Here is a 22,521-nt window from a genome sequence, read left to right on the forward strand (position 1 = left end):
CATATCGGTTGCGCGTATCGACTTCACTCATGAAAACAAACCACATTCACACAGCAACCACATCTTGACACATGACTGCCAGAGAAATCAACTAGAACCTACTGAGCAACTTCCTCCCCTAAACCCCACTAAGTTCCAAGAGCCTAGAAAGTACCAAAACGATAGAGGAGTGCATAAAAAACCGATGACTGCTCAAGATTAAGGCAGTCATCGGCTTTTTCCACATGTACAGTTTTTACCACGGTTTTTTAGTTTTTGTTGGAGGAGCTTGAGGCTCTACACTATTATTCGCACCTGCATTTTGTGCTAACAGCGTTTTCATGCGCTCCTGCGTATCTTCATCTAACGTGGTCGATGAGTTATCCGATTGCCCAGACGACCCAGAAGAATTCGATGAATCAGGAGAAGAAGATACCTGATTATTATCTGTGCTGGAGGAACTATCTTTCTTCTTTAAGTCCTCCTCAATCTGCTTGGTGAGTTGAGCAGATAATTTCTCATTATGCGCAATAGATGATTGCAAGCCAGGAATTTTCATCCACGATAGGGAAGAAGCGCGACTAAATAAGTTATCAGTACTCACTTGACTCGCTGCTAAAGCAGCTAAATCAGGATTTGTAGTCGAATACTCAGCAATGGCATTATTGAGTTGCTCAGTAGCTGTGTTATATATGCGTGCCGTCATGAGGTTAAAACCGCACATGCCAACCGCAAACACGCATACAATACTTCCAATAATCCACAAAATGCGTGTAGCAAGCCCACCGCGGTGTTCTGTACGTGATGATGAAATGTTTGCACGTGTCGGGATGCTCATAAGCGCACCAACTTTCTCGATTGCATGAACCACGCAATAGTTTCCCAAGCAATAACCGCAATAAAAACAATTGCCCATGGCCACACAAGTAATACGGTCTGCTGAGATGTACGTGTAGTTACGGTGAGACGGTATTTATCTGACGTACCTTGCTTAAGCTGCGCCTTAAAAGCGTCAGTAGCATCGGCATGTACGTAGATACCGGAAAGCTGATCGGCAATCGTGCTCAAATTCGATTCGTTCAGCTGAGATATACCATCTTGTTGAGTATCAGGATCTTGAACCCATGCAGTTGTAGTCTGCTCGCTCATCGCATTGATTCCTGTTTGTGTGCTCGGGATTTTACCGCCTTGAGTAGACCCCACGCCAATAACCACAGCCTCATCTACATATTTGCGCAAAACAGAGAAACTTTTCACAGATTCTGCGCTGGTTTGCTCGCCATCAGAAATAATATAGAGCACGCGCACGTTTTGTGGATGATTATCTTGAGCAGCTTTCAGTGCCACCGTCAGGGCATTGAGCGGAGCATCAAGGCTGGAACCTGCAGATACTTGGGTAGGTTCAGTTGTTAAGCTATCTGCCCAATTATTTACAGCATTCACATCAGGAGTTAAAGGTAAGTTAACCGTGGCATTGGCGCCAAAGCTCAGTGTAGAAAATTGAGCGTCTGGATACAGCCCGGCAATATCGCGTACTGCATCTCGTGCGGCGTGAATACGTGTGATTTGTGTACTCGAACCATAGGTAGCGTCACGCACTGCCATAGAGCCAGTTACATCCACGGCAATAAAAACGTCAGTAGCATTAATAGCGCGCGTTGTTGTACGTTGAACGATACTTGGTCCGCTTATCATAATGCAAGCAAGCACAATAAGAATCCAGCGTCGAATAATCATGCCAACAGTAGAGTCAGTATATGGACGCTCGCGTACGAAGCGTATGCTCAGCCATCCCATGGCTGCCAGCAGAACAACACAAACGAAAAGGGAAGGAATAAGACCAAAAACAGGAATAAAACTCATTATCGATGAATCCTTCCTGCAGCAATACATGTTATAAGCACCGCACCTGCTAATACTGCGAGAATTAAGGCAGGAGCATCTGAAAGATTAGACACATCATCATGAAGTTGAGCGCCTGATTTTGTAGAACTAATATCGCGAACAATCGCATCTACGGTATCGTGAGAATTCAAATCAACATATGTTCCGCCATAATCTTCAATACTTTTCTTCATCGTTACTACTGCTTCGGAATCACTGGTTTTATCTGTTCCAACATAGAGAGCATCAACATTAATATGCGCTTTTTTAGCAATATCCAAAGCTTCTTCCAAAGTAAAAGTTTGCTTGCCAGAAGGAACGTTATCTGTGGCTAAAATAATCGAAGCAGATCGAGCGTTCTGAGAGCGAGAACTCGTCAGCTGGGGAAGCATCATAGTGCAGGACACAAGACCGTCACCAATAAGAGAGGTTGAATTTTCAATATTTTGAGTGCCCTGCAACCAATCGTTAATCTCCTGATACTCTTTATCGCTCATGGCGTCAATAGACGCTTGGGTTTGCACTCGGCTCAGCAAGGTGTACGCATAATTGAGCTGATTGCTAATCACAGCATAATCATCGGTTAAAGGGAAAACAGTTTTAGATGTTGAGTTAAAAATACTCAATCCAATGCGTTCTCCGTTTAAATTCCGTGCAATTTGAGAATATGCTGCGATAATTTGGCGGTCATACGATAGCGCCGAACCAGATACATCCAAGCACAGCACTATATCGCGCGAAGCGGAGCGAGTTTTTTCTGCAGATACTGACGCTGGGCGTGCCACAAGTATGAGCGCACACACAAGAGCAATACTCATAGCCGAAACAACGAGGCGCGTCATACGACGGTATGTGCGTGCGAAACGTGAAGCTGTTTCTCCAGCTAAATCAGAATCAACATCATAAACAATAGCAGTATTATTATCGCGCGCATCAGGTTGCTTAGACGAAGCCTGGACTCGACGCATAATAAGCGCCGCAACAGCGAAAACTATTGCACAGATAATAAGAGCTATAAGCCCTGCAAACGGCCACATAAGACGTGTAGGTAGGAAAGAAAACATTTAAGCATCCCACCTTTCAATCACGGATGTAACCCATCGGCATGCATCATTGACCGTGACTTGAGCGCTACGCGCGTTGGTTGCTTCATAGGCAAATTCAGGTGGATATAATCCCTCAATAGTGGAGCGTAACAGATTCATGCCTTCTGCATGCTGAGTATGAGCGTGCTCCATATGCTCCAAATCCGCCAAAGTATGTGAAGTAATATCCGTGTGCAGACGGGTAGACGCAAATTGCCGAGTAATAGCTGCTAATTCATGGAAAGCCTCGGTTTTGCTTATTTTTCCTGCATCGAAAGATTTATTAACAGTCTGCACGCGACGTGTGAAATCAGCACCGCCAACAGCTTTCTTATGTTCGTTTTGGTGACGATTTTTATCAGTTCGAGGTAAGAAAGTAATAACGCTGGCAATAATACAGATTATTGCCAGTACTGCTGCCACAAGCAGCGCAATAAGCACAGGAGTAGAACTAAAAGTGGCAGCAGGATTTCCTTGGAAAGTGCCTGCTAAAGTCACTGAATACATCATAAAAGACTAAAACCGTATCCTTCCTAACTCAGCGCGCAGATATGCTTACCGGTGAATGCTGCACACCGAAATGAGGGGAACGTTGAGTTTGTGAAATGCGGTGAATAAAATCTGAGAACATTGATTCGTTAGACTCAGCATGAAATAAAGTTGCGCCAGTTTTCGCTAAACGGTGATGAAGTTCGTCGGCGCTTAACTGACGAGAAATAGCAACCTCAGTGCTGACCGCACTATGACGCATAAAAGCAGGAATTTTAGCCATAATATGGTTGCGCGTACTATCTTCAGCATAAATACTGTGAAAATGAGCAGAGCTTTCAAACGGATTGGCGCTACTGATATTAACTACAACAACTGGATGCGTTTGGCTTAAAATGCTGACACGATGCAAAGCAGCAGAAGACCATGCTTTATCACGAGTAATCAGAATCATCAAAGAATACTTATCGCGCAGATGCACAGCGTAATCTAGCATGGCATCCCAATCGCTGGAATAAGGAAAATCATGATGAGAAATCTGTTCAAGCAGAGCGTCACACTGTTCGTAACCCCCAGTAAAAGGCATGCGTGTAATAGAATGCGAATCTCCAAGCACGAAGTTCACATTGTCTCCGCGTTTAAGCGAGAGCATGGAAAACATGCGCACAGCATTCATAGCCACATCTATATGACGTTCGCCAGCCGGAGTGCTTCCTAAGAGTTGGCGTCCTGCGTCAATAATCATCCACACATTACTGGTGGCGTTGTGCTCGCGAGACACCACAATTGGTAAACCGCTACGAGCACTGGCTTTCCAATCAATTGAGCGTGCCTCATCGCCAATAATATAAGGGCGTAAATCAAGGAAATCATCTCCAGAGCCGCGGCGATGAGTTGGATGCTCTCCTTCCATAATACCCATGGCTTTGCGCACAATAGGCAGGCTTAAACGAGGTCCAAGAGCCTCAATTTTTCGCCGAATAGGGTCAACATGTTTTTGATACGTCACAGCGCGTCCTTATAATCCAAAAGCTTTACGAAGTCTTCTCACATATATCCAAACATGAGCACAGACGCACTCATACAACGAAGGCATAGTCTATGCTCAGGAGCTGCTAACACCTTTATGGAACGGGTATAGTGCTAATAATGGTGTCAATAACTTGATCGGATGTAATGCCGTCTGCTAAAGCCTCAAAAGTCATCAAAATACGATGACGCAGCACACTATGAGCGTGAGACTTCACATCTTCAGGAATAACGTAATCGCGACCGTTAATTAATGCCTGAGCTTGAGCAATACGAATTAAACTAATAGATGCACGAGGAGATGCGCCCAAACGAACCAGCGACGATAATCCTTTAATAGGATGATTACCAGAGCCTCGAGATGTGCTGACAATATCGACAACATATTTTTTAATTTCTTCGCTCACATGTACACGGCGAGCGGTAGAACGCAAATAGCTGACGTCACTCAAAGAAATAGCATGAGCTTCTTGTGTCTCAAACTGCACAGAATCGCTAGCTTGGCGACCGAGCATAGAGAGCATCGCTACTTCCTGCTCGGCGCTTGGATACGTCATAACAGTTTTCATCATAAAACGATCCATTTGAGCTTCAGGCAAATTATATGTGCCCTCTTCTTCTACAGGATTTTGCGTAGCAATAACCATAAATGGTTGCGGCAGAGCAATACGCTCACCACCAATAGTGGTTGCGCCTTCTGCCATAGATTCGAGCATAGCGGACTGAGTTTTTGCGCTAGAACGGTTAATCTCATCCAAGAGCACAATATTGGCATGCACAGGACCAATCTGTGTAATCATTTTCTGCGTAGCAAAATCAAAAATTTGTGTTCCTACTAAATCAGCAGGCATAAGATCGGGAGTGCACTGAACACGTTTGAAACTTCCCGAAACACAAGAAGCGAGTAGGCGAGCGGCAGTGGTCTTTGCTAAGCCAGGAACAGATTCAATAAGGATATGTCCGCCAGCAATAAGCGTAACAATAAGAGATTCGCGTAATTCTTCTTGACCCACCAGACCTTGAGAGAAACGTTCGCGCATACGCTGAGCTAATTGCATGGAACGTTGTGGACTTTCTGGCGTGGATGTAGAGGAAAGAGGTGATGCTACAGGAGGTTGGGGAGCAGAAGAGCTCAGATTTAGACCAAGTGCATCGCTGTTTTCAGATGTGTGCGAAAAAATAGACATAGTTCCACCTTAAAGCAGATTGACGAGCAGATATACCGTATTGCGCTGTGTGCTAAGTAATCTGCACAGGATATCTGCAAGATTGATGACTTTGTTTGATTTATTTGTTTAGGGTAGCTGCCAGTTGATTGGTTGAATACCCATATTCGCGAGAGCTTCGTTTGTGCGCGAAAAAGGATGCGAACCAAAAAAGCCGCGATAAGCGGATAAAGGGCTAGGATGAGCTGACTCAATAACAGTTGCATGGGTGAGCAACGGCTTAAGATTTCGTGCATTACGACCCCATAAAATGGCTACGAAAGGCAAGGGATTGCCGTGGGAATCAACGCGGTTATTCAAAGCGCGAATAGCGGCTTCAGTAATAACTTCCCAGCCTAATCCTTCATGAGAATTTGCCTGGCCAGCACGCACGCTCAAAGAACGGTTTAAAAGCATTACTCCCTGATCTGCCCATGCAGTTAAATCGCCGTTAGACGGTTCAGGAACACCCATATCATCAACAAGTTCCTTGAAAATATTTATAAGGCTTTTCGGCAGAGGGTGAACATGAGGAGCAACAGAAAAACTCAATCCCACAGCATGACCAGGAGTAGGGTAAGGATCTTGACCCACTATAAGAACTTTGATGGAATCCAACGGATAAGTAAACGCACGCAAAATCAAAGAGCCAGCAGGTAAAATACGAATTCCTTGAGTCTGTTCAGCGCGCAACAGCTCTCCCATAGCACGAATGTGTGGTTCAACTGGTTCTAAAGCCTGCGCCCATGAAGGGTGAATAATACTCGATAATGGTGCGGTGTGCTGTGACGATGAGGTTTCTTCAGCTGTAGTCATACTACGTAGTGTAAGAGTAAGGTCTGAGAAATGCAGCAATACCAAGAGTGAGCAAAAATGAAGATTTTACGAGAAAAGTGCGAGTAAAAGCACCAAGTGCATAGTATTTCGTAGAATAGAGCACAGTTTATATAAGGAGAAGATATGGCACAAGCAAAATCGGATTATCCACGTGATGAATTTGATGTATTTTCCGCAGTCGCTGGTGGTGCACACCGCGGAAAGAAAACCATTCTGGCACGTGTGATGCCTTTTATTATTGCCATGATAGTTGCTGCTTTATGCGCTTTGGCTTTCTTAACATGGACGAATGATTGGTTGGGAGAAAATGGTCTTAATATTTCCCCGAGCACAACTACATCAAAAAAAGTAGCCTCTGCTAAAAAGAGCGCATCTAAAGATACAACATCTAAGAAGGACGCAGACGCGCAATCTGAAAAGTCAGAAAAAACTACAGAAGATAGCTCGTCGAATAGTTCGGAATCGCAAAATTCTCAGCAAGACCAGCAAGCGCAACAGCAGCCAGCAGCTCAAGCTGATAAATCAAAAGCAGTGTATATATATAACGGTACGGGAGTATCTGGTTTAGCTGCTACGAAAGCTCAGTCCTTAAAGAACGCTGGCTATACAAACGTCACTCCTGCAAACCCAAGCGGCACAGGTTTACCAAGTGCAAATACCGTGTGGTATGTCAATGATGCTGATAAAGCAACAGCAGATGATATTGCTGCTCAACTAGGTATTTCTGCTGTGCAGAAAGTGTCTGGACTGAGCAATGGCGATATCGCGGTTGTTATTATGCAGCAGTAGACAAGGTGCATAAATTTGCGTATAAATCGGGCGTAGAGATTGTGCACAAAGCTACGCATAAAAGGAGCACATAAAGTTGCTCTGTAAAGAAAACTTAGGCTGAAGGCAAAACGCTGAATAAAAATTAGCATTTTTCTCTATAGGGGTGCTAATCTATAGGAAGAAATCAAAACTTGAGTGTAATTGACTCAGGTTTTGAAGAAACTCGACAGAAAACTCGTCTGGAAAGGATAATCATGGCAAAGATTATTGCTTATGATGATGAAGCACGTCAGGGTATGCTTGCTGGTCTTGATCAGTTGGCAGACACTGTAAAGGTAACTTTGGGACCAAAGGGTCGCAATGTTGTTCTTGACAAAACTTATGGTGCTCCAACTATTACCAACGATGGTGTATCCATTGCGAAGGAAATTGATCTGGAAGATCCATACGAGCGCATTGGTGCAGAACTCGTTAAGGAAGTTGCAAAGAAGACTGATGATGTTGCTGGTGACGGTACCACAACTGCAACCGTTTTGGCTCAGTCTTTGGTGCACGAAGGCTTGAAGAACGTTACTGCAGGTTCTAACCCAATCGCTTTGCGTCGCGGTATTGAAAAGGCTGCAGACGCCATTGTTAAGTCTTTGCTTGAGTCTGCAAAGGACGTAGAGACCAAGGAACAGATTGCAGCAACTGCAACTATTTCTGCTGCAGATTCAGAGGTTGGTGAGCGTATTGCTGAGGCTTTGGACAAGGTTGGTCAGGACGGTGTTGTAACTGTTGAAGATAACAACAAGTTCGGTCTCGATCTTGATTTCACTGAAGGTATGCGCTTCGATAAGGGTTATATTTCCCCTTACTTTGTGACCAACCCAGAAGACCAGACTGCTGTTTTGGAAGATCCATACATCTTGCTCACATCTGGCAAGGTATCTTCTCAGCAGGATATTGTGCATGTGGCTGAGCTTGTTATGAAGTCTGGTAAGCCATTGCTTATTATCGCTGAAGACGTTGATGGCGAAGCTCTTCCAACTCTCGTACTCAACAAGATTCGCGGTACCTTTAACACTGTTGCTGTAAAGGCTCCAGGTTTCGGTGACCGTCGTAAGGCTATGCTCCAGGATATGGCTATTTTGACTGGTGCACAGGTAGTTTCTGAAGAAGTTGGCTTAAAGCTTGACTCTATTGACGAAACTGTTCTTGGTCACGCAGCTAAGGTGATTGTTTCTAAGGATGAAACAACCATCGTCTCTGGTGCAGGATCTGCTGACGATGTAGCTGCTCGCGTAGCTCAGATTCGTCAAGAGATTGACGCAACTGATTCCGACTACGACCGCGAAAAGTTGCAGGAGCGTTTGGCTAAGCTCGCTGGTGGTGTAGCAGTTATTAAGGTTGGTGCTGCAACCGAAGTTGAAGCTAAGGAACGCAAGCACCGCATCGAAGATGCAGTACGCAACGCAAAGGCAGCTATCGAAGAAGGCCTCGTACCTGGTGGTGGTGTTGCTCTTATTCAGGCAGCTGCAGATGTGGAAAGCTCTGTACAGCTCGAAGGCGACGAAGCAACTGGCGCAAGCATCGTCTTCCGTGCTGTAGAAGCTCCAATCAAGCAGATTGCTTCTAATGCAGGTTTGTCTGGCGACGTTGTTATCGACAAGGTACGCTCCTTGCCAGCAGGTCATGGTCTCAATGCTGCAAGCGGCGAATATGAAGATCTCATGGCAGCAGGCGTTACCGATCCAGTAAAGGTAACTCGTTCTGCTCTGCAGAATGCAGCATCTATTGCTGGTCTGTTCCTCACCACTGAAGCAGTTGTGGCTAACAAGCCAGAACCAGCTGCTCCAGCTCCAGCAGCACCAGACATGGGTTACTAAAAAGTTCGAAGTTACTGAACTTTAGCTGATAGAGCTGATAGAAGCTAGTAGAGGAGGAGTCCTATCGTCCCGACGGGCGGTAGGACTTCTCCTCTATTGCACTGCCTCTATTGCACTTCTGAGCAGCAGAGACGCTGAACTACTGAGCAAAGAGCTGACTAGCTTGTGCTTCTGTATCTGCATACAATTGCGCGGCATACGTCATTGCTTGCTGAATAGATACTAAAGACTCTTCCATGGTGCGTTGAGCAGCTTGCCATTGCTGCATAACAGCGTGGAATTGTGTGGCAGCGCTGCCTTGCCAAGAAGCTTCTAAATCAGCCAGTTGCGCGCACATGGTGGACACAGAAGAACGAATAGATTCGATTGATGAATTCACCTGTGTGCTGGCATTGAGAATATGCTCAGAATCTACATGATATGTAGACATAATAACCTCCTTTCGAGGTTGGGGTAGAGATATGCGAGAAAGAAGTACTTCTCACTTTAGGAGTCTTATATGCAGGAATAAAATTAAAATGAATATGTGAACCAATGTGAATAACACGCCGAGAAAGAACAGAGAATCTCGTTAAAATCCAAGATTGCTTTCAGTTAATTTTCAGGAAGCTCTGTCACTATAGTCATTATGGTAAATAATCAAGAAGCACGTTTGGTAGTTGTAGATGATGAGCCGTCGATTCGCGAGCTCCTGTCCGCTTCTTTGCGTTTTTCCGGGTTTGAAGTCATTACCGCGTCTAACGGCACTGAAGCTATTGAGGTTATTGTTGACTCTCAACCAGACCTCATCATTATGGACGTGATGATGCCAGATATCGACGGCTTTACGGTAACAAGCCGTATTCGTCAAGAAGGAATTGACGCGCCAGTTCTTTTCCTCACAGCACGTGACGATACCCAAGATAAGGTGATGGGATTAACCGTTGGTGGTGATGATTACGTAACCAAGCCTTTTAGTCTTGAAGAGGTAGTGGCACGTATTCGCGCTATTTTGCGCCGCACACGCGAAGAAGTTGAAGATAATCCTGTTATTCGTGTGGCTGATTTAGAGATTAACGAAGATTCTCACGATGTTACTCGTCATGGAGAACTCATTGATTTAAGCCCAACTGAATACAAATTACTGCGTTATCTCATGGATAACGAGGGTCGTGTGCTCAGCAAAGCTCAGATTCTCGATCATGTATGGCAATACGATTGGGGCGGAGACGCCGCTATTGTTGAATCATATATTTCTTATCTGCGCAAAAAGATTGATGGCGTAACGTATACGGATGACGAAGGTAATGCGCAAAAAGTGGAGCCAATTATCTTAACAAAACGCGGTATTGGCTATATGATTCGCGAACCACGCGACTAATTGTAGTCATTACTATCTGCACGTAACAGCATAAGTACTAAGGCATGAGTCATGGGAAAATCTACGGATAAAACTGCGCCTATGTCAAGCAAAAAACGCAGTTTCTTGAGCAATATTCAATGGAAACTTAGTTGTATTCCTTTGGCTGCTAGGCTCATGACTTTAGTGCTTGTTTTTCTTATTGTTGCTAGTTCTGTGCTTGTCTTGGCATCGAGGCAACTCGTATCGTCAGCGCTGATGCAGAAAACAGATACCCAGTTAATGCGTCAAGCAACGCTGGTTATTAACAATATTGATTTATTACAGTCAGAAAATGCAAGCGACCAAAAGAGCAGTAGCGAGCAGAGTCCGTCTTTAGGAAATCAACTAAAAGAACAATTTTTTAAGAATTCTGATACAGCATCACAGAAACGTCCTTCTCCATACTCTACAACAGGAAATCAGAACCTCGGACCAACAGATTATTTTGTGCAAATCCGTGATAACGATAATAATGTGTTGAGCACGCCACTTATTCCTATTGCACATGATGGCGTAGAATCCATACCAACCTTGCCTCAAGAAGGTAAATCAGCAACTTTCTTGTACGGTGAACCAACAACTGTTGCCGCTAGTGTTCATGTGTCGAAAAATGTATCGTTAACAGAACGTCAAGCAATAATGGCTCATTCACCGTGGCGTGTTATTGCAGCGCAATACGTGAACCGTGCAACAGGAATGGAATATGTGGTCTATATTGGTCTGTCTTTGTTTGATGTGAACGATACGATCCAAGCCTTAACAGTGTATTTCGTTTGGTCGGCTGTAGGTATTGTTATTACTGCAGGATTTTTGGCCTTGCTTGCTGTACGTCGCTCTCTGCGTCCTTTGAAGAAGATGGAACAGACAGCAGAAAAAATTGCTGCCGGTGATTTATCTCAGCGTGTAGAAAGAGCCCCGTTAAATACCGAGATTGGTTCTCTCTCTAATTCCCTCAATATGATGCTTTCGCAGATTGAGAGAAGCTTTAAAAAGCAGGAAGATATTACCTTGCAAATGAAGCGTTTCGTTTCAGATGCTTCTCATGAGTTGCGCACTCCTCTTGCTGTTATTCACGGCAGCACAGAACTGTATAAAATGCAGAGAAAATCACCTCAAGCCGATCCTGTAGAAAGTGCAGATATGGTTATTGACCATATCGATAAATCCAGCACACGTATGTCCGCGCTTGTTGAAGATCTCTTATCGCTCGCCCGTTTAGATGAAGGGCGAGGAATTGATTTAGCTCAAACAGTGCATATGACTGATATTTTGAGTGATTCCGTAGAAGATTTACATGCCCTCGATCCCGAGCGCACTATTACTTTAGGACGTTTGAGTCTCGATATGGGCTCGATTATGCAGTCAGTGCAGCCGATGCAAGGTCAGAACGATACTCACAGTGATGAGCAGGTTACAGATAATACTCTTGCCTTTATTCCTGGTCAGTTGCCACACATTGATGCTGGGGGAGATCCTGTTCGTATGCGTCAAGTGATGACAAATATTATCGGCAATATTCACCGTTATACTCCTTCTGATTCGCCAGTAGAAGTGGGAGCAACTGTGGTGCGTGCCAGTGCGCTTGTGAGAGATTTAGAAAATGAAGCGTCCACTGCTGAAACGCTAGATAAGTTCTTGAAAGATGTGAAAGAATCAGGCACGGCATCTAATACTTTGGAATACGTGATTATTCAAATACGAGATCACGGTCCAGGCGTTAAAGACGAGGCATATACCAAGATTTTCGAACGTTTCTATACTGCTGATCCTTCCCGCGCTCGCGATAAGGGTGGCACTGGCTTAGGTATGTCTATTGTGCAATCCATTGTGAAGGCTCATCACGGTCTTATCTGCGCTATGAAAACCCCTGGCGGAGGTTTGACCACAACTGTTGTAGTTCCTATTTCGCAAACAGTTCTTTTTAGTAGTACGAACCCTACTCAGGAGCGGATGCGCGAAAAAAACACTGCTCCTGCTATTTTTGGACGACGTAAGAAAAACGCTGATGCGGATATGGCTACAACTGAAATCAAAATTTCGCTCGGGTCGAATAAGGACACATCAACCAAGAAATAAAATTATCTTTGCGTTACAATAATAGACCGAAGAGTTTTAGATACACGTAAGAGGTAAGGACGAAAATGCCAAGCGGAAAAGTACGTTGGTTTGATGCTGATAAGAAATTTGGTTTTATCAGTAGCGAAGACGGCGAAGATGTTTTCGTCCCAGCAATGGCTTTACCTGCTGGGTCAACAACTTTACGTCCGGGAACAAAAGTTGAGTTTTCGCGTATTGAAAGCCGTCGAGGACCTCAGGCGATGGATATTCGCGTTATCGGTCCTGCTATGTCTGTGGTGAAGGCAACGCGGCCAAAGCCTGAAGATATGGCAAGTATTGTGGAAGATGTGATTAAGCTTCTTGACTCGGCTGGTAATAGTTTGCGTCGAGGACGCTACCCTCAGGCGCGTGAATCGCAAAAGCTAGCACATGTTTTGCGTGCTATAGCAGATAATTTTGATGTGCAGGATTAATCCAGACCACACATCTGGAAGAGAGAAATCATGACGGAACAATCCCCGCACAAGAGCGCTGACGAAGCAGCAGAGGTGGAACAGCCTGTTATTGAGCAGGCTCGCCTTGCTTTACTTGATATTGCAGACAGTGCAGACCATGTTGGAGACTTTGTTGGCGCGTGGATAGTAGACAGCAATGTTCTCGATATGCGTTTTGTCTCTGCTTTGAAAGGATACGAGGGATGGCAGTGGTCCATCACCATGTATCACGATATTCAGGCAGATAAGTGGACTGTTAACGAGTCTTCTCTTGTACCTACTGCAGATGCTTTGCTTGCTCCTGAGTGGATACCGTGGAAAGATCGTTTACTTCCTTCCGATATTTCTCCCACAGATGTGTTGGGGACTGAGCCTGACGATGAGCGTTTAGAGCAAGGAGTAAGTGGCGATCAAGCCTCAGATAGCTTTCGAAAAACCGAGGTAGAAGAATACACTCAGATAGTAGAAGAGTTGAATTTATCTCGCTCTCGCGTATTATCTGCTGAAGGTCGCGCACAAACAGCTGAGCGTTGGTATAACGGTCCTCATGGTCCAAAATCATTGTCTACACGTGTAGCTGCGGGTAAAACATGCCAAACTTGCGGTTTCTTCGTTCAACTTCAAGGTGAGTTAGGCACGATGTTTGGTGTCTGTGCCAATAAGTGGAGCCAAGACGACGGTCGTATCGTTTCGCTTGATCACGGGTGTGGCGAACATTCAGATATTGATCCTCCAGAACCTTCTCAGCTATGGATACAGCCAGAGCCTACGGTGGATGATGGAGATGACATTATTATTGTTTCGCGCCCACGTGTTGCTCAGCCTACTGCAGAAGAGAGGCGAATTGCCGATATTCTGGAAGATGTAGATAATCCAGATGATTTAGTAGATGAAGAATAAAGATAAGTGCGGGTTGTCAGATACGACCCGCACTTATCTGTTAATGAACAATCGTCACCGGAGCCCATGAGTAGTCAAGCAGTTTACGGCTTACTGAACCCAGAACGTGCTGGTCAAACTTGCCTAAACCTCGCGAACCCATAATAATGCGGTGTGAATAATGAGAAGCGTCAATCAGCGCTTTAGCAGGAGCCGCATGAATTGCATGTTGCATCACAGAAATTTCATTCGGAATCTCAGCTTGCTCAACGAGCGTTGCCAGAACGCGCTGGGCAACCTGTTGCCCCTCATCAACAGATGGAACAGCATGTCCTTGTTCCATATAACGACTTAAAGTCTTTGTTTGCCACGCATATAACACGTGAATATCGCGATGCTCTGCACGGGCAGATTCCACGGCGAAATCTAGAGCGCGTAAACTTGGTTGCGAACCATCTACCGCCACTACCAACGGTAAATGATGGTTAGAACCGAGTAATAATTCTTCGGAAACCGATGCTTTTTGCTGGTCCCGAGAAGAATCAGAAGCATCGACAGCACGCACCACAGTAACCGGGGTAGAGGATTGATACACCAAATTTTCGCTCATAGAGCCGAGGAACCAGCGAGCCACAGTGCTCATAGTGCGTCGTCCAACCACAATTTGGTGTGCTCTCGAACCTATATCGAGCAGAGCGGTAGTGCCTGCAGAGTGCACCGAAGTGAGCTTGAGTAAGGATTGATCAAAATTAATGCCTTCAGCTGCCTGATCTGCCCAAGTGCGTAAATCAGCGTTGATTATTGCGCGAACTCGTTGCCATTCTTCAGCAGAAGTAGGCTCATCACCTAAATCCCAAGAATGAGTCCATCCATAAATAGCATGAACTTTCTGACCAGTAACCACAGATTCCTGCATTGCCCACTCTAAAGCAGCAAAAGATTCTGCGGTGCCGTCCACTCCGACGGCTAACTCACCAAGAGGCGTAGGGGTATGCATTGTTATGTCAGTCATAATTCCCTCCTTTTCTCTAGTCTACCGCGCTTAGACTGAATGCACAGTCCTACATAAAAGACACGCACAGATATTCAAGGAAAACGCCGAACTTACCGTGTTGAACTACTGAACTTGCGTGGCAAACACTCAAGTTTTTTGGCTCTGGGGTGGAAAAGTCATAAAAATTGAGCAGCTCGGCACAATTATCTGTACAATCTAAGCTAGGAAAAATTTTTGGAGGACTTTATGTTTGAACGTTTTACTGACAGAGCGCGACGTGTTATCGTGCTTGCTCAGGAAGAAGCGCGCTCTCTCCAGCATAACTATATTGGTACGGAGCATTTGCTTCTGGGCCTTATCCGCGAGGGTGAGGGTGTTGCTGCTAAAGCATTGGAAGCCAAAGGCGTGCAGTTTGAGGCAACCAAAGCTCAGGTTGAGGAGATGATTGGCAAGGGTAATGCCACAACGTCTGGTCATATTCCTTTTACACCTCATGCTAAGCAAGTGCTGGAACTGTCGTTGCGTGAAGCTTTGCAATTGGGTCACAGCTATATTGGCACTGAACATATTCTTTTAGGGCTTATTCACGAAGGTGAAGGCGTGGGCACACAAGTTCTGGTGAAGATGAATGTAGATCTCACCGAACTGCGTACCTCTGTTATTGATGCTATTCGTGATACGCACGATTCGAGTGCTCAAGGTGAGTTGGCAAACTCGGGAAGCGTGGCGAATAAGCAGAATCAGTCAGGCTCTGCTCTGCTCGACCAGTTTGGACGTAATCTTACTCAGCAGGCACGTGACGGTAAGCTTGATCCTGTTATTGGACGTAGTGCGGAAATTCAGCGCGTTATGGTGGTGCTGAGCCGTCGCACGAAGAATAATCCTGTGCTTATTGGCGAACCTGGCGTGGGTAAAACTGCTGTTGTTGAAGGTTTGGCTCAAAAAGTGGTTAATGGTGATGTACCAGAAACACTGAAAGATAAGCAGATTTATTCTCTCGACCTCGGTTCGATGATTGCTGGTTCGCGTTATCGTGGTGATTTCGAAGAGCGTCTCAAGAAGGTGCTGAAGGAAATTCAAACTCGCGGTGATGTTGTGCTCTTTATCGATGAGATTCACACTATTGTGGGCGCTGGATCTGCTGATGGTGCGATGGGCGCTTCCGACATGCTCAAGCCTATGCTTGCGCGTGGTGAGCTGCAGACCATTGGGGCTACAACTACGGATGAATATCGTAAGTACATTGAAAAAGATGCTGCTTTGGAACGACGTTTCCAGCCTATCCAGGTTAATGAGCCAAGTATTGCCGATACGATTGAAATTCTCAAGGGACTGCGTAAGAACTATGAGGATCATCATCGTGTAACTATTACGGATAAGGCTTTGCAGTCCGCTGCGGAACTGTCTGCACGCTATATTCAAGACCGTCATTTGCCAGATAAGGCGATTGATTTGATTGATGAAGCCGGCGCTCGTCTGCGTATTCGTCGCTTGACTGCTCCACCTGAGCTCAAGGAGATGGATAAGCGCATTACTGAGTTGAAGACTCAGAAGGACGACGCTATTGCTCAGCAGGACTTTGAGAAAGCTGCTTCTTTGCGCGACGAGCAGGAAACTTTGGAGACAAAGCGCAAAAATCGTGAACAGGCATGGCGCGAAGGTGAATCTGATGTGTCCATGGTGGTTGATGAAGAAGTGATTGCTCAAGTTATTTCCTCCACCACGGGTATTCCAGTCTTTAAGCTGACTCAGGAAGAATCTCAGAAGTTGCTGAGCATGGAAGCTGAGTTACATAAGCGTATTATAGGTCAGGAAGAGGCTGTGTCTGCTTTGGCACGCTCTATCCGTCGTGCACGTGTGGGCTTGAAGGATCCGAAGCGTCCATCTGGCTCGTTTATTTTCGCTGGCCCAACAGGTGTGGGTAAGACCGAGCTGGCAAAGAGCTTGGCTCAGTTCCTCTTTGACGATGAAAATGCTTTGATTCGCATTGATATGTCTGAGTTCGGCGAAAAGTACGCTGCTTCTCGACTCTTTGGTGCGCCTCCAGGATACGTGGGGTACGATGAAGGCGGTGAGCTGACTGAGAAAGTTCGCCGTAAGCCATTCTCCGTTGTGCTTTTCGATGAGATTGAGAAAGCGCACCCTGATATTTTCAATACCTTGTTGCAGGTATTGGATGACGGTCATTTGACTGACGGTCAGGGTCGTAAAGTGGACTTCAAGAACACGATTATTATTTTGACCACCAACTTGGGAACAAGCAAGATTGCTCAAAGTGCAAATACCGGTTTCAATATTGGGGGCAATACGGAAACGTCCTACCAGCGTATGAAGGATCAAGTGTCCACTGAGCTGAAGGGACAGTTCCGCCCAGAGTTCTTGAACCGCTTGGACGACATTATTGTATTCCAGCAGCTCACCGAATCTCAGGTGCGTCAGATTGTTGACTTGGACGTGGCGCGCTTGAACGACCGCTTATTCGAGCGTCATATGGTTGTTGAGTTGACTGATCAGGCTAAGGATTTGCTGGCGCAAAAGGGATTTGACCCACTTTTGGGCGCGCGTCCTTTGCGCCGAGTTATTCAGCGTGATATTGAGGATGCAATTTCCGAGAAGATTCTGCTGGGTGATTTGCATGATAATGAGCAGATTACGGTGGATTCAGAAGGTGAAGGTATTCTTGGTGAATTCACATTCTCAGCAAAGCCTTTTGTAGAAGCTGAGTCTGAGGTTGAAACTGAAGAAGTGGTTGAGCCTGAGACTACTGAAGCAGAATAACTTCTGATTTATTGTTCTGAATAGACGGCTATCGCTTGGTGAATACCTAGTGATAGCCGTTTTCTATGGTTGGGTGATTCAATCTTATGTGCTCGTGAAGTGGTAGTAAGGTAGACCTGCATGCGATGCGAGCAAGAATTAATGCTCTGTGCTGTATCTTTCACCACTATCAATAGCACTACACCTTAAAGCTGTTTGACCACTCAGATTAGAAGTGGTAAAAGCTTTACCATTCGCTGCTAAGCACAGCTATGAAAGATACAACAATGCTAATAGCTACCCAGGTCTAGGAAAGCTCATAAAATCAAGGTTTTCATGTGCGAACTAAGGCAATTGCATACTGTATCTTTCACCGCTATCGATAGCGCTACTCGTTAAAGCTGTTTGACCACCCAAATCACAGCTGGTAAAAGCTTTACCGCTCACTGCTAAGCTCAGCTATGAAAGATAAAGCAGAAAACGCAAACCTCATCAAAAGGTACGTTACTGTTATCAGTCCTGAGGCAATCAGCAGCGCATGAGAAAGCAAAAACTATATAAATGCTAAGGTAACAATAACCGCAAGATAGCATACATACCCAGAGATAAGCGCATAATCACGCCATGTCATGCGCATAACGCGCCACGGAACGCGAGCATTATCCGGATCATATCCGCGCACATCAAGCGCAACGCTCAACTTATCAGCATGACGCAAAGCATTCGCAAAAGCAGGAACAATCAGCGCTTGGAGCGACCGTAATCGCGTGCCGAGTGGACCATGAGTAATCGTAGCGCCACGCAGTTCCTGAGCCGCGGTTAAATCCTTAAAATCTCTGGATAAAAGAGGAATAAAACGCAAAGCAAGCGTAGACATTAAAGAAAGCTGATGCACAGGAATTCCAACGCGCGTTAAAGGCTGAGCCATATTTTCTACAGCATCGGAAATGCGTGTTGGTGGCAGAATATGCAGATAAGACACAGCAATCACAGCGAGCAGAGCAAAACGTCCTGCATACAAAAGTGCTGACCAAGCTCCGCCGGTCGTAATAGTGAAGAGGGGAGTAGCGAGCACAGCAGAACCGCTACGATCTACAAAGAGATTGAATAATCCCATCACACAGATGAAGAAGAGAAATGGCGTAACCCATGTGAGAAGATTGCGCAGTCGAATGCGAGTCATGAATACATAGACAACCGTTACTGCTAATCCAAGCAGAAGCTGTGCAGGCGATTGTAGAGCAAAAAACGTGAAAAGCATGGCAAGTGTAGTCAGCGTTAAAGCACGAGGGTCGAAAGTGGACTGTGGAGCGCGCACAGTCGATTGCATCGCCTCGTCAGCACGCTGTGCAGGAACATCCAAAACAAAAGCGCGCGTGGCAAGAGTCTTAATATGCTCCAGCTCGTGCGTCACCATGATTATGGTTAACCCCTGCTTATGCAAAGAGTGTAAAATACCGAGAATGCGTTGCGTGGTCGATGCATCTAAACCTGCTGTAGGTTCATCGAGAATAATTAAATCAGGCTGCATAGCAAGAACTCCTGCAAGCGCAACCAGCCTTTGCTGTCCACCCGATAAATTCCACACAGATGAATCCAGAAGATGAGTAATTCCTAGGAGCTCGGTGGTAGATTGCACGCTGTGGCGGATGTCTGTTTCGGATAATCCGAGATTGCGCGGGCCGAAAGCAATATCCTCGTAAACCGTCGATGCGAAAAGCTGTTTTTCGACCTTCTGCATGGCTATGCCGATACGCTGACCATGAAAGTGCACGCTGCCTGATTGAGGTTGAGTAATGCCTGCAAGAGCGGATACGAGGGTAGTTTTACCGCTTCCGTTAGCGCCACTGATTGTTAGAAAATCACCGCGATTAACGCTCAGATTGATGTTAGAGAGCACTGCATGACCAGCGAATGTAATACTGAGATTTTGCGTGGACAGAAGTGGTTCTTTGGAACTTGATTGAGCGTTGACGGAAATCCCTGCCTTTTCAATATTCTCTCGATTACATGCGTGGAAAGAATCTCCGTTGCCAAACTCTGCCTCAAACTCGCCAGCGCTTAGGTCACGCACAATGCGCCCGCGACTCAATTCAATCACACGCTGACCATAGCGCCCAACAGACAGGTGATGCGAAATAATAACAATAGTCACCCCGCGCGCATGCGCCTGCTCTAGAATTGCAAGCAAAGCTCGCCTCGCCGAACCGTCCACATAGGCAAAAGGCTCATCCAAAATAAGGATGTCTGGATGCGCCGCCAATGCAGAAGCAAGCGACACTCGCTGCTGTTGGCCTCCAGACAGATCGTGCGGGTCACTATTAGGGGCGTACATCATGCCCGTGGCATGCAGCGACTCGTCTACAGTGCGTGCAGTGTCACAAGGTGTCCAGCCTAGATTCTCCGGTTCAAAAGCAACATCGTCTTTTACTGTCTCGCCCACAATATGATCTTCGGGGTTTTGCGTCACGTAAGCGATATGCCGTCTCGCGCGCACATACACGCTTCGCTGAGCACCGCGCTCTTCGTCATACAAGTGATCGCCGAGCACATTAATCTGACCGCTGGTCGGCGCGCTCACAGCAGCAAGCATACGCGATAAAGTCGTTTTACCGCTACCGTTCGAACCAATAATCGTGACCCACTCACCGCGTTTAATAGTCAAGCTCACATCATCTACGGCGGTACGTGTAGTATTTTTTGCTACAGCGGTTCGATTAGCGTCAGTTTCTAAACGGTTAGCAGCATCCGTCTCTCCATGGGCGTTAATCCCAGCAGTCTCATAAACAAAGCTCACATGCCGTAGAGCAAAAGCTTCACACTCAGTCATCTATATGCTCCCTCCTCATGCATAGAATGCGCTAAACACGGTGCTGAGCATTCTGAGATTTCATAAATGACTTGAGCAAACCAGTAATAGGCTTATAGCACACAGTGGTAATAACCAAATGAATAACTGCTTTAATAACGTTAAAAGGCAGCAAAAACGGCAGAATCATAGACACTACTGCGCTCACCGGTGTGGAGGTATACAAAGGAGTAATCGCTAAATTCAGCAGTAGCGCAACAACAATAAAACTGACAGCTCCCACCAGCATAGAAATTAAAGCAAAAGCACGGGTACGATGATTTTTGTAGAGCCACGCCGATGGCACGCTAAAAGCCAACGAGCAAGCAAGCATAATTAAGCCGCCAACAGGATCGGTGACAAGATGAGGCAGCGAACTAATAATGCTGACGATAACGGCTGCATACGGACCATATCCGAAGCCTGCTAACAAAACAATAATTCCGCTCGGATCGTATTTGAGGAACGGTGCTGCAGGGAAAATTGGAATCTGAATAAAACTCAGCACAATTGCTAGCGTGGAAAATAGTGCGTACACAGCAATGCGTTGACTGGTCCAATATGGTTGAGTATTCTGCGATGAATTATTTTTTGGCATGCGAGAAAACATGGCTAACTCCTGTTTCTCTTCATCCGGACTATAACCGTTGGCTTTGGACTCTCACCAAATCAACCGCGTGAGCGGCTCGCGGGCTGTACCGCCAGTCGAGGATTTTCGCCTCGCCCTGAAACTTACCTTTTTACTGTATCATGCCAGACCGAGCAATGAGAGCTGATTATGCTGTCTGTGGGTAAGGTCACGCTCTGGGCATCGAGGCGTGTGTTTAGGCGTGTGTTTTGAGAGGGCGTGTTTTTTGTCGGGAATTTACAGGAGGCCTCGCTGGGAAGTTACGCTAGAGAAAGGCGTGCTAGGGATTGTGTTAGGGTTCTGAGTGCAGTGAGACAGGTCGCGTTCGCCCCGTCATAACTCACAACTTTTATCAGTTCATCTTGAGGATTTTAACCGTTGTGAGTGAGGCGCATCCGACGCGTCATAAACTACAACGCCACTACGCCTATTTCGTCCTGAAGATTCCGCCATTTCCCCATTGCCACTGACCAGCAGTTGGATTGTTTTCATCCGAACCTGCGCCAATCTGAGCGTGTAATTTATCAATGCCGAGAATTAAGTAATCACGGGTAGTGCCTAATGAGAAATCTGGATCAATAAAGACGCGCATGCTTGTAGCGTCATCGCTCAGCAAGAAACGAACAGGCTGCATATGTGCAGGGAAAGGCGCTTTCGTCACCGCTTCAATCGCACTGGCATACCAACTTGGACTTTCCGGAGTCACGCCGCCCAAAGCAGACATATTCTGTCCGCCACGGTGGGTGGCTTGCAGTTGTGCACGAGCTTCGTAAGATAGTTGCAAAACGTGTTCTTGGTCTTCGAAATATCCCACAGTTAAACAGGCATACGCAATTTCGTCAGAAGGAATACCTGCTAATGAGCTGGCTAACTCTAAATCAATGCTGTGATCAACCCAGCTCGTAGCTAAGCCCATTAAGGTTGCACTTAAAATAAGACGCTCGCCATAAAAACCTGCTTTTTCTAAAGCAAGCAGATCGTCTTTCGGTCCGCTTAACACAATCACGTGTGCCGCGCCTACAAATTCGCCACGTTCACGCACAATGCGTTCAAATAATTCTGGATGATTTTCAACAAAAGTCATGCGAATCCCAGAAATAACGCTCATCGCGTCCATATGTTGCATGAGCTGACGTAAAATACCCTCTTCAATGAGGTCAGGACTAAAAATCCTGTTGGAGATGCGAACATTAATAGCATCAATGACTTGAGAATGCGTAGTACTCATACTTGCATTATAATGGGGCGAAGAGGGAACCGAGGTTGATGTAGTAAGAAGACTGCGTAGCAAGAACATTTCTGACGAGTTTGCAGTGCAACGCAAACACATCGAGT

General features: G+C 45.9%; 20 protein-coding genes and 1 riboswitch. Of the genes, 8 read left to right on the plus strand and 12 right to left on the minus strand.

Annotation, left to right across the window (positions count from 1 at the left end; all coding sequences use genetic code 11):
- A partial coding sequence (locus tag HMPREF2909_RS09295) for a hypothetical protein (RefSeq protein WP_210387857.1) occupies positions 1 to 202 on the plus strand: 202 nt, incomplete at its 5' end.
- Between the two features lie 33 nt (positions 203 to 235).
- Here the strand turns inward: HMPREF2909_RS09295 and HMPREF2909_RS03705 are convergent.
- The 7 genes from HMPREF2909_RS03705 to HMPREF2909_RS03735 form a co-directional block, all read right to left on the minus strand.
- Positions 236 to 817 carry a DUF6466 family protein gene (locus tag HMPREF2909_RS03705; protein ID WP_071415269.1) on the minus strand — a complete coding sequence of 194 codons (582 nt, stop codon included), beginning with the start codon at positions 815 to 817 and terminating at the stop codon, positions 236 to 238.
- Positions 814 to 1,842: a vWA domain-containing protein gene (locus HMPREF2909_RS03710; protein WP_071415270.1), complete on the minus strand. Its 1,029-nt coding sequence runs from the start codon at positions 1,840 to 1,842 to the stop codon at positions 814 to 816. The genes HMPREF2909_RS03705 and HMPREF2909_RS03710 overlap by 4 nt, the downstream gene beginning before the upstream one ends.
- Positions 1,842 to 2,927 (minus strand): vWA domain-containing protein, encoded by a 1,086-nt coding sequence (locus HMPREF2909_RS03715; protein WP_084797242.1) that lies wholly within the window; start codon positions 2,925 to 2,927, stop codon positions 1,842 to 1,844. Before HMPREF2909_RS03715 ends, HMPREF2909_RS03710 begins: the two co-directional genes overlap by 1 nt.
- A complete protein-coding gene (locus tag HMPREF2909_RS03720; protein ID WP_148130793.1) occupies positions 2,928 to 3,458 on the minus strand; it encodes a hypothetical protein in 531 nt (176 codons plus the stop codon).
- Positions 3,459 to 3,486: 28 nt separating this feature from the next.
- Complete coding sequence (locus HMPREF2909_RS03725; protein ID WP_071415272.1) at positions 3,487 to 4,446, minus strand: DUF58 domain-containing protein; 960 nt, start codon at positions 4,444 to 4,446, stop codon at positions 3,487 to 3,489.
- 115 nt (positions 4,447 to 4,561) lie between these two features.
- Positions 4,562 to 5,653 (minus strand): AAA family ATPase, encoded by a 1,092-nt coding sequence (locus HMPREF2909_RS03730; protein WP_022856545.1) that lies wholly within the window; start codon positions 5,651 to 5,653, stop codon positions 4,562 to 4,564.
- A 108-nt stretch (positions 5,654 to 5,761) separates the two neighbouring features.
- Entirely contained in the window at positions 5,762 to 6,487 is a 726-nt protein-coding gene (locus HMPREF2909_RS03735) for a uracil-DNA glycosylase (RefSeq protein WP_071415273.1), read from the minus strand.
- Positions 6,488 to 6,631: 144 nt separating this feature from the next.
- Between HMPREF2909_RS03735 and HMPREF2909_RS03740 the strand changes: the two genes are divergently transcribed.
- Together HMPREF2909_RS03740 and groL are read left to right on the plus strand one after the other, a co-directional pair.
- On the plus strand, positions 6,632 to 7,297 hold the full coding sequence (locus tag HMPREF2909_RS03740; protein ID WP_071415274.1) for a LytR C-terminal domain-containing protein: 666 nt from the start codon (positions 6,632 to 6,634) through the stop codon (positions 7,295 to 7,297).
- A 236-nt stretch (positions 7,298 to 7,533) separates the two neighbouring features.
- Positions 7,534 to 9,147 (plus strand): chaperonin GroEL, encoded by a 1,614-nt coding sequence (gene groL / locus HMPREF2909_RS03745; RefSeq protein ID WP_071415275.1) that lies wholly within the window; start codon positions 7,534 to 7,536, stop codon positions 9,145 to 9,147.
- A gap of 139 nt (positions 9,148 to 9,286) precedes the next feature.
- On the opposite strand, the gene HMPREF2909_RS03750 is transcribed toward groL, so the two are convergent.
- Entirely contained in the window at positions 9,287 to 9,577 is a 291-nt protein-coding gene (locus HMPREF2909_RS03750; RefSeq protein ID WP_071415276.1) for a WXG100 family type VII secretion target, read from the minus strand.
- A 198-nt stretch (positions 9,578 to 9,775) separates the two neighbouring features.
- Here HMPREF2909_RS03750 and HMPREF2909_RS03755 point away from each other — a divergent pair, with 198 nt between their 5' ends.
- From HMPREF2909_RS03755 to HMPREF2909_RS03770, 4 genes are all read left to right on the plus strand, one after another.
- Complete coding sequence (locus tag HMPREF2909_RS03755; protein WP_071415277.1) at positions 9,776 to 10,507, plus strand: response regulator transcription factor; 732 nt, start codon at positions 9,776 to 9,778, stop codon at positions 10,505 to 10,507.
- Positions 10,508 to 10,558: 51 nt separating this feature from the next.
- A complete protein-coding gene (locus HMPREF2909_RS03760) occupies positions 10,559 to 12,604 on the plus strand; it encodes a sensor histidine kinase (protein WP_071415278.1) in 2,046 nt (681 codons plus the stop codon).
- 65 nt (positions 12,605 to 12,669) lie between these two features.
- Positions 12,670 to 13,059, plus strand: a complete 390-nt coding sequence (locus HMPREF2909_RS03765; protein ID WP_071415279.1) for a cold-shock protein — start codon at positions 12,670 to 12,672, stop codon at positions 13,057 to 13,059.
- 30 nt (positions 13,060 to 13,089) lie between these two features.
- Positions 13,090 to 13,980 carry a DUF3027 domain-containing protein gene (locus tag HMPREF2909_RS03770; RefSeq protein ID WP_071415280.1) on the plus strand — a complete coding sequence of 297 codons (891 nt, stop codon included), beginning with the start codon at positions 13,090 to 13,092 and terminating at the stop codon, positions 13,978 to 13,980.
- 40 nt (positions 13,981 to 14,020) lie between these two features.
- On the opposite strand, the gene HMPREF2909_RS03775 is transcribed toward HMPREF2909_RS03770, so the two are convergent.
- Entirely contained in the window at positions 14,021 to 14,971 is a 951-nt protein-coding gene (locus HMPREF2909_RS03775; protein ID WP_246815511.1) for a universal stress protein, read from the minus strand.
- A gap of 228 nt (positions 14,972 to 15,199) precedes the next feature.
- Here HMPREF2909_RS03775 and HMPREF2909_RS03780 point away from each other — a divergent pair, with 228 nt between their 5' ends.
- A complete protein-coding gene (locus tag HMPREF2909_RS03780; RefSeq protein ID WP_021617988.1) occupies positions 15,200 to 17,731 on the plus strand; it encodes an ATP-dependent Clp protease ATP-binding subunit in 2,532 nt (843 codons plus the stop codon).
- Positions 17,732 to 18,263: 532 nt separating this feature from the next.
- On the opposite strand, the gene HMPREF2909_RS03785 is transcribed toward HMPREF2909_RS03780, so the two are convergent.
- From HMPREF2909_RS03785 to HMPREF2909_RS03795, 3 genes are all read right to left on the minus strand, one after another.
- Positions 18,264 to 20,540 carry an ATP-binding cassette domain-containing protein gene (locus HMPREF2909_RS03785; RefSeq protein ID WP_071415281.1) on the minus strand — a complete coding sequence of 759 codons (2,277 nt, stop codon included), beginning with the start codon at positions 20,538 to 20,540 and terminating at the stop codon, positions 18,264 to 18,266.
- A 31-nt stretch (positions 20,541 to 20,571) separates the two neighbouring features.
- Positions 20,572 to 21,168, minus strand: coding sequence for an ECF transporter S component (locus HMPREF2909_RS03790; protein ID WP_246815512.1), 597 nt, complete (start codon positions 21,166 to 21,168; stop codon positions 20,572 to 20,574).
- A 6-nt stretch (positions 21,169 to 21,174) separates the two neighbouring features.
- Positions 21,175 to 21,295: riboswitch (FMN riboswitch) on the minus strand.
- 318 nt (positions 21,296 to 21,613) lie between these two features.
- Positions 21,614 to 22,414 (minus strand): nitroreductase family protein, encoded by an 801-nt coding sequence (locus tag HMPREF2909_RS03795; protein WP_071415282.1) that lies wholly within the window; start codon positions 22,412 to 22,414, stop codon positions 21,614 to 21,616.
- Between the last annotated feature and the right edge of the window lie 107 nt (positions 22,415 to 22,521).

The sequence above is a fragment of the Alloscardovia sp. HMSC034E08 genome, from assembly GCF_001813415.1.
Classification (GTDB): domain Bacteria; phylum Actinomycetota; class Actinomycetes; order Actinomycetales; family Bifidobacteriaceae; genus Alloscardovia; species Alloscardovia omnicolens.

Coding starts and splice junctions, on each gene's coding strand:
- HMPREF2909_RS03705 (WP_071415269.1), bottom strand. CDS start 817: ATGAGCATCCCGACACGTGCAAACATTTCATCATCACGTACAGAACAC.
- HMPREF2909_RS03710 (WP_071415270.1), bottom strand. CDS start 1,842: ATGAGTTTTATTCCTGTTTTTGGTCTTATTCCTTCCCTTTTCGTTTGT.
- HMPREF2909_RS03715 (WP_084797242.1), bottom strand. CDS start 2,927: ATGTTTTCTTTCCTACCTACACGTCTTATGTGGCCGTTTGCAGGGCTT.
- HMPREF2909_RS03720 (WP_148130793.1), bottom strand. CDS start 3,458: ATGATGTATTCAGTGACTTTAGCAGGCACTTTCCAAGGAAATCCTGCT.
- HMPREF2909_RS03730 (WP_022856545.1), bottom strand. CDS start 5,653: ATGTCTATTTTTTCGCACACATCTGAAAACAGCGATGCACTTGGTCTA.
- HMPREF2909_RS03735 (WP_071415273.1), bottom strand. CDS start 6,487: ATGACTACAGCTGAAGAAACCTCATCGTCACAGCACACCGCACCATTA.
- HMPREF2909_RS03740 (WP_071415274.1), top strand. CDS start 6,632: ATGGCACAAGCAAAATCGGATTATCCACGTGATGAATTTGATGTATTT.
- groL (WP_071415275.1), top strand. CDS start 7,534: ATGGCAAAGATTATTGCTTATGATGATGAAGCACGTCAGGGTATGCTT.
- HMPREF2909_RS03750 (WP_071415276.1), bottom strand. CDS start 9,577: ATGTCTACATATCATGTAGATTCTGAGCATATTCTCAATGCCAGCACA.
- HMPREF2909_RS03755 (WP_071415277.1), top strand. CDS start 9,776: ATGGTAAATAATCAAGAAGCACGTTTGGTAGTTGTAGATGATGAGCCG.
- HMPREF2909_RS03760 (WP_071415278.1), top strand. CDS start 10,559: ATGGGAAAATCTACGGATAAAACTGCGCCTATGTCAAGCAAAAAACGC.
- HMPREF2909_RS03765 (WP_071415279.1), top strand. CDS start 12,670: ATGCCAAGCGGAAAAGTACGTTGGTTTGATGCTGATAAGAAATTTGGT.
- HMPREF2909_RS03770 (WP_071415280.1), top strand. CDS start 13,090: ATGACGGAACAATCCCCGCACAAGAGCGCTGACGAAGCAGCAGAGGTG.
- HMPREF2909_RS03775 (WP_246815511.1), bottom strand. CDS start 14,971: ATGACTGACATAACAATGCATACCCCTACGCCTCTTGGTGAGTTAGCC.
- HMPREF2909_RS03780 (WP_021617988.1), top strand. CDS start 15,200: ATGTTTGAACGTTTTACTGACAGAGCGCGACGTGTTATCGTGCTTGCT.
- HMPREF2909_RS03785 (WP_071415281.1), bottom strand. CDS start 20,540: ATGACTGAGTGTGAAGCTTTTGCTCTACGGCATGTGAGCTTTGTTTAT.
- HMPREF2909_RS03790 (WP_246815512.1), bottom strand. CDS start 21,168: ATGTTTTCTCGCATGCCAAAAAATAATTCATCGCAGAATACTCAACCA.
- HMPREF2909_RS03795 (WP_071415282.1), bottom strand. CDS start 22,414: ATGAGTACTACGCATTCTCAAGTCATTGATGCTATTAATGTTCGCATC.